The following is a 6,300-nucleotide window of genomic DNA, read 5'->3' as shown; positions in this document are numbered from 1 at the left end:
CCGCAAACGAATTATTTAATCGTCATCGGACCAGTGTTGAAGCAATTATTCAGCGCTGGCTGGGTCGCAATGAGGAATATGGTAACGTTTAAAGTATGATATCTTTGGCAATCTTATCAGCGTGCGTAACACGCAATTTCACGAAAGAATAATGTAGCGTTTAAGACCATCGGTAAGGAATTCGCGTTACTGTGTAAGCATTCATGCTACGTATTTGTGATCGTCCCGCTTTTAAAGCTGAATGTCCTACCATCGAGCTTGACTAATATCGATTCCCTGTCTAAAAATTAATATTAGGACTGCTTTCGTACTCCTCCCTCATACGAAGGCAGTTATTAGCGGTCTTTCCCCAAGGCCGCTTTTTTATTGCCTGTGGAAAAATAAGTACCAGAATTTACGAAGGAATCGAACAAATACTCAACAAATTGCCCGCCATAAAAATAATCTTATATAATTTTAACTAATAAACTTAACGATTTAATGAATTTAGCCTGCGACAAACATTAATTCTTCGAGAATTTTTCAGCAAGCTATTATTTTGCATGCCGTATGGCGCCGTTCAGGATAGTAAGCGGGTATCAGGAGTCACTGTATCTAATTAAGTACAGTGTTATGCCAGGGCGATGGAGCTCTAAACAAGCAACATAAAGAAGGACTACAAAACAAAAATTATCGTGGTCCTCATTGAATACGGTTGCGATATTGCCAGGCAGGATTAATTAGCGGGCGAATTAGTCTTCAGACAAGATACCGATGTTTTGTTTTTTCATGCGCGCTTCGAGCTCGTACTGATCGGGGATTACGGCAGCGTGCTTGTCAATAATTACCTGGCGCATAATCAACGAGTCAGTTGCACCAATTTCCGGCGCGTTTTGAATGTTATCACTATCAACAACCATCAAGCGTGGAATACCTGTTGCCAGCAAGCCGTAAAACGGAAGGTCAGGATCGCCGGTGATTGAGTTGAGTACGATAATGCGGCTGCGTTTATCGGGTCTGGAACCCGGTTGGTCAACCATATTTTCAAAGCTTAATACCGGTATTCGATAACCACGCCAGGGAGCATAGCCTAAAAACCATTCCGGCATACCTTCAGGTAGTTCCGGATGGGTATACGCAATAACTTCTGCAATAGCGGTGTTTGGTAACACCAAGCGCAGCGCTTCTAGGGCGATCATTTGACTACGGACGACTAGTGCTTCTTCAGCCATGGTTTTGTACCTGGTTAACTTTATTTAACTCGCGTTCTATCTATTCTTTACGGTGTCACGGCGAAAAACTTTATTTCGGCGCGCTGTAATATTCATAGAGATGTTTGGCCAATTGTTCCGGATTGGCGCTATAGGAAACCTTGCCAGTCTTTCGCGCCTGGTCGGGCATACTGCTTACCACACAACTGGCAATATCCTGTGCCCAGACTATGCCACCACTATCCGCAATGGATTCGCAGCCACGTGCTCCGTCATCACCCATACCACTAAATATAATAGTTCCTGCTTTGTCCCCGTAGCACCGTGCAACCTCAGCCATAACATTGTCAATGCTGGGTGAGTAAATTGTTGCTGGTGGCGCCTGTGTTAATGCAAGAAAACCATCATCGGTGATGGAGAGCTGTTTATCGGCAGGGGTCAGGATAACCTCGCCATGTTTAAGTTGGTGGCCTGTCTTACCGGGCAGCACGGTAAATGCCGTGACGCGGTTCAACTGTTCCGCCAACAGTGACACATGATTGGCACCAATGTGTTGGGCCAGTATAAAGACCACGGGCAAGTCTTCCTGAATTGCCGCCAGGAACTGGCGCACCGCTTGCGGTCCACCCAAAGACGCGCCAAGTACCCAGACATTAATTTTCTCAGCGGCTACGGGTGCGACAGGCAGGTCAAGTGATTCTGGAATAACAGGTTGCGGGATAGTGCTATTCGAGACAGGTGCCATCTTGGGTATTTCTGCAGCGCTGTTAGTGCTGGTTGCCGCCGTTTTAGACTGAACCATGGGGAACGGCGTGTCTTCAGGAGGCGCTTTTTCAACAGGCTTGGCGCCATTGGCCATCACGATGAGTTTTGCCGCCAGCTTTTTCGCCCAGTTATCCCCGGACGCAGACAAACTGACACCTTCAGGGCCACTATCGTTGAATAATATAGGGGTATCGCTTTGTTCGGTCAGGGTGTCCAGGAAATCCAGGTCGTCATCTTCATCGTCACGCAGATCAATGAGCAGTACATCGGCGGGATTCTGGTTCAGCGCGGATAAAAACTGGTCGCCCGAAGCTTCGCTCACAACCACATCAAGCCCGTTTTTTTCGAGCATGGTATGCAAGTGTTGGCGCTGATCCTGAGATGATGCAAATACAGCGACCTTGGTTATAGTTGCGATGTTGGGGTCCAGCATTTATCAGTCATGTAATAGGGACTGGATATTTTCCAGTAGTTCATGTTCTTGGAACGGCTTACCCATGTACATATTAACACCAATATTAAGTGCTCGATCGCGATGCTTATCTCCGGTGCGGGAGGTGATCATTATGATCGGTATATTTTTCAAGCGCGGATCGCTGCGTACTGCAGTTGCTAATTCGTAGCCGTCCATTCGTGGCATTTCAACGTCAAGCAAAATGATATCAGGAATATGCTCCAACATCACGGTTAATGCATCCATACCATCTTTTGCAGTAAGCGGTTCATAGTGGTGACGCGTCAGCAGGCGCTGGGTAACCTTACGAACGGTGATAGAGTCATCCACAATCAATACAGTCGGTGGTTTTTCTTCTTCGGCTGCAGCCGCCGCTTCTCGAACTCGGCTAACATCGTCCGTCTTCTGCAATGCATGACTGGTTCGGATGAGTGTGCTCAGGTCGAGAATCAATGCCACTTCTCCATCCGGAAGAATGGTGGCGCCTGATATACTGTTGATCGAACTTAATTGGGGACCAACCGATTTGATGACTATTTCCTGACGACCAATCAAGTGGTCCACCTGCAATGCTACACGGTGATCACCACTTTTGGCGAGCAGAATTGGATATTTGCCTTTTTCGGGTACTTTGGTCGGTGCGCTGCCATGCAATACATAGCCGATATTCAAATGCTGATACGTATTGCCTGCATATTCATAATCGGCAGCGTTGCTCTCGATCATTTTGTTCAATTCTTCACTGGTAACACGGATCACGTGTTCGATATTGGACAAGGAGATCGCATAAACCGCTTCATCCACATTAACCATTAGTGCCTGGTTAATTAATACAGTCAATGGTAATCGAATAATAAAAGTAGAGCCTTTACCCAGCTCAGTTTCAATATGCAGGGAACCGTTTAGCTGTTTAATTTCAGTATTCACTACATCCATGCCAACGCCACGCCCGGAAATCTGGGTTACCTGTTCGGCCGTACTGAAGCCGGACTGGAGAATGAAATCGAGCACTTCGTCATCTTCAACCTTGGAATTCTTTTCCAGAATACCGCGCTCTATGGCTTTCTTGCGAATGGCGTCAACATTGATACCCGCGCCATCATCAGAAATACGCAAGACCACTTCCGAGCCTTCACGGGTGAAGTTAATGGCAATAATCCCGGTGTCCGGTTTTTTTGCTTTTTTCCGGTCGGCTGGGTTTTCCAGGCCATGGTCAATAGCATTTCTTAATATGTGTTCCAGGGCCGGTACAATTCGATTTAACTGTGTACGGTCCATTTCACCTTCTGCGCCGTTGATTTGTAATTCTGCTTCCTTGCCGGTTTCCTGGGACGTTTGCCGGACTACACGCCGTAACCGGGCAATGACACTGGAAAAAGGTGTTAAACGGGTACTGATTAATTCTTCCTGTAAATCATTATTGATACGGGACTGTTGTAACAGTAATACATCCGTATCGCCGGACATGCCTTCCAGCATGTTCTGAATATTGGTCAAGTCATCAAAACTCTCAACCATACTGCGTGATAATTGCTGCATATGGGAGAAGCGGTCCATTTCCAGTGGGTCGAAAGAAACATCCGTAGACATCGCCCTGGGAGCGCCTCCTTCCCCAACCCCTGCCGCATCCGTATGTCGGTACATGATTTGCGCTTCGGTTTCCATTTCAAAGTTACGTAACTGTTCGCGCAAACGCTCAATGGTTCCGTGTAGTTCGTTCAGATTAAAGTGCCACTGGCCCAACTGCTGGGCGATACGCGCGTTATAAATGTTCACCTCACCGGCATGGTTAACCATGCTGTCGATGAGATCGGCTTTGACGCGGATCTGTTCTTCGGCCGTTCGTGCCTTGGGCTGTGCTTCTGCATTATTAGGTATTAAGGTTGCATCACTGTCATCTTTGTTGCTGAAGCCAGGCAGTTTGACAAGTGGTCCGGTGGACTTAAACTCGGCTGGTGCCGGTTCCGGCTTTTTAACTTCCGGTTCGGGTTGAGGTTCCGGTTTCTTTGCCGCGGGCGCCTGTTGTTTTTCAGGTTTTGCGATGGCAACTGATTCGAAGTCCGTCACGCCTTCCATAGCCGCATGGCCAGCCAAAAGATTTTCAAGTTGTTTGATCAATGTCGAAGGTGTGTTCAACGTAGCGCGTTGTTTAACTGATTCAACGGCGTTAGCCAGCCAGTCGTGACAGGCATGTACAACTTTCGGAAATTCAGCGGTTGGCTGCAGCCGGCCTTCTGTTACCGCCTCCATTAATGATTCAATGGCATGGCTAAGGTCTCCGATAGGTGCGATGCCCGCCATGCGCGCCCCACCCTTTAAGGTATGGAGTGAGCGTTGAACTTCAGCAATTAAATCCTTGTTTTCTGCATCTGATGACCAGTCATGAAGAATACGGTCGATGCTTTCCTGAATTTCCTCTGCTTCTTCCAGGAAAATGTCGACCAGTTCTTCGTCATACTCCATTTCTGCAGCTGCAGGTTCCACTGGTGCTGCTTCCCCAGCAACTTCCATCGATTCCATACGCTCTTCAATTTCAAAAGCCTGGGTGTCAGCAGTTTCAAAGGAAATAGTATCTTCTACACCAGGTTCGGTTGCAGGTGGTTCCGAAGCCGGGATCATTTCAGCGGCTGTAGACGAAGCTGTGACGTAGCGCTCAATAGATGCCAGTAATTCTGTATAATCCGGTAAGGTCGAGTGTTCACGTGATTTGGCCACAGCACTGCCAATCCAGTCGTGACTTTGTTGAATCAGCGAAGGCAGCTGGTCTGTGACAGTAATTTGCTGGCCGGTTACCTGTTCCAGCAATGATTCCATTGCATGGGCCACGTCTGCAACCGCAGAAATATGAGCCATACGTGCTCCACCTTTAAGCGTATGTAAACCACGCTGGATTTCAGCGACATACTCGAGGTTGTCGCGGTCAGAGAGCCATTGTTGAATTATATGTTCGTTTTGTTCCTGTATGTCGCCGGCTTCTTCCAGGAAGATCGTTAACAGTTCGTCATCTTCTTCTGCGCTTGCTTCAAGCGCAGCTTCTGCGACTTCAGGTTCAGGAACTGTTATAGGCTCTTCTTCCAGAGGCAGGGTTTCTTCCAGTACAATTTCTTCAGTTTCGGCAATGGGTGCTACGCTTGCCAGGTCGATTTGTTGCGTGGGCTGGGTGTCAATGTACGATTGTATTAAATCCAGCAGTTCTGTAGGCTCTTCCAGAGATTGCCCGCTGCGAACGGTATCCAGGGAATGCGATAACCAGTCCTGGCAGCGTTGTACTGCTTTGGGTAATTCGTTCGACGAAGCCGCCGTGCCGTCGCTAATTGATTCAAGTAGTGATTCTACGCGGTGACTAATGTTGGCAATAGGCAGCAGATTTGCCATACGTGCGCCACCTTTCAAGGTGTGCAGGGAACGTTGCAGTTCTTCCATGATGGACCGGTCATTGGGATCGCCACTCCAGCCCTGAATTAGCGCTTCCGAGTTTCTCAATATTTCTTCGGCTTCATCCAGGAAAATGCTGATAAGTTCTTCGTCGACTTCTTCTTCAGCATCAGAACTTAAGGTGATCTCCTCAACTTCTACATTGTCTGCCAGGCTATCTGCAAATTCATCACTGGCAAACTCAATGGTGTCAGCCAGTCCGTCGGATTGTTCATCCAGCAACTCTATGGTGTCTGACAGTCCATCTGATGTTTCCTCAACAAGTTCAATGGTATCGTCCAGGCCATCGGATGTTGCTTCACCCAGTTCAACCAGGTCATCCAGTCCGTCTGGAGAGCGTTTGGCAATGATCTCCATTGTGTCTTCCAGGCCATCGGACTGAGGCAGCTGCTGGCTATCGCCAACGATGGATAACATCGCTGCTTCATGCGGAAGCTCAATTTCCCTGGCTTCCTG

At 47.9% G+C, this 6,300-nt stretch carries 3 protein-coding genes; all 3 read right to left on the bottom strand.

Going from position 1 to position 6,300, the window contains the following annotated elements; genetic code table 11:
* Positions 1-731: 731 nt before the first annotated feature.
* Positions 732-1,211, bottom strand: coding sequence for a chemotaxis protein CheW (locus ACWVCM_RS08840; RefSeq protein WP_455201374.1), 480 nt, complete (start codon positions 1,209-1,211; stop codon positions 732-734).
* A gap of 70 nt (positions 1,212-1,281) precedes the next feature.
* Positions 1,282-2,388 (bottom strand): chemotaxis protein CheB, encoded by a 1,107-nt coding sequence (locus tag ACWVCM_RS08835; RefSeq protein ID WP_455201373.1) that lies wholly within the window; start codon positions 2,386-2,388, stop codon positions 1,282-1,284.
* A gap of 3 nt (positions 2,389-2,391) precedes the next feature.
* The coding region (locus ACWVCM_RS08830; RefSeq protein WP_455201372.1) for an Hpt domain-containing protein at positions 2,392-6,300 on the bottom strand (3,909 nt) is incomplete at its 5' end.

This window comes from Kaarinaea lacus, assembly GCF_975902315.1.
The sequence above is the reverse complement of the archived record's forward strand: the minus strand, read 5'-3'. Positions and strand labels throughout refer to the sequence as shown.